1 protein-coding gene and 1 pseudogene are annotated in these 1,061 nt (G+C 68.2%); both read left to right on the top strand.

The genetic code is table 11. The features are described from left to right. The coding region (locus tag ELR45_RS34320) for an ABC transporter ATP-binding protein (protein WP_240759046.1) at positions 1-834 on the top strand (834 nt) is incomplete at its 5' end. 2 nt (positions 835-836) lie between these two features. Next, positions 837-1,061: pseudogene (locus ELR45_RS36350) on the top strand (ABC transporter permease); the annotation flags it as partial.

Genomic DNA, 1,061 nt, shown 5'->3' with positions numbered 1-1,061 from the left:
TCAGCGCCCGCCCGGATGCTGGTCGACATGGACACCACACCGAACACGACACCGAAGAACCCACATCCCAAACCGCCCGGGGAAGCTCTGCGCCTGGCATCCGTACGCAAGGTCTACGGCGGGGCCGGCAACTCGGTGACCGCACTCGACGACGTCTCGCTCACGCTGCCTGCGGGGACGTTCACCGCTGTCATGGGACCGTCCGGGTCGGGCAAGAGCACCTTCCTGCAGTGCGCCGCCGGCCTCGACCAGCCCACCTCGGGAACGGTGTTCGTCGACGGCACCGAGATGACCGGAGGCAGCGAGGCGACCCTGACGAAGTTCCGCCGCAAGCACATCGGATTCGTCTTCCAACAGTTCAACCTACTGCCGACCTTGACGGTCCTGCAGAACGTCACCCTGCCGCTGAAGCTGGCGGGGCGGAAAACCGACCGCGACACCGCCGCAGCCATCCTCGACCTGGTCGGTCTGGGTGACCGGCTGGGCCACCGGCCGGCCGAGTTGTCCGGCGGCCAGGCACAGCGGGTGGCGATCGCCCGCGCCCTGGTAACCGGCCCAAGCGTGATCCTCGCCGACGAACCGACGGGCGCCCTGGACACGAAGAGCGCCCGCGACGTCCTGACCCTGCTGGCCGATGCAGTGCGGACGTATCGACAGACCGTCGTTATGGTCACGCACGACCCGGTCGCCGCCGCCTACGCCGACGCGGTCATCTTCCTGGCCGACGGCCGGATCGTCGGCCAGATGGCCAGCCCGACGGCCGAGGCGGTCGCGGAGCGCTTGACCCACCTTGCAGACGAGGTCGCGGGCGCGGCTACGAAGGCAGGTGCGTGACCATGCTGAATCTGGCTCTGCGCTCATTGCGGTACCGTACCGGCGCCTTCGCCGCGAGTTTCGTGGCGTTGTTCCTGGGCGCCACCATGATCATGACGTTCGCTTCCATGCTGGACACGGGGACCGGTGCCGGGGTCGACGCGGACAGCGAGGAGACGCTGTTCAATATGGGCACCATCGTCGGCGGCTGGGGTTTGCTCCTGGTGCTGTTCGCGGTCGCGTCCACG

This window comes from Phytoactinopolyspora endophytica (assembly GCF_004138495.1).
Classification (GTDB): Bacteria; Actinomycetota; Actinomycetes; order Jiangellales; family Jiangellaceae; genus Phytoactinopolyspora; species Phytoactinopolyspora endophytica.
Note: the sequence above shows the minus strand (reverse complement) of the source record. Positions and strands in the feature narration are given on the sequence as shown.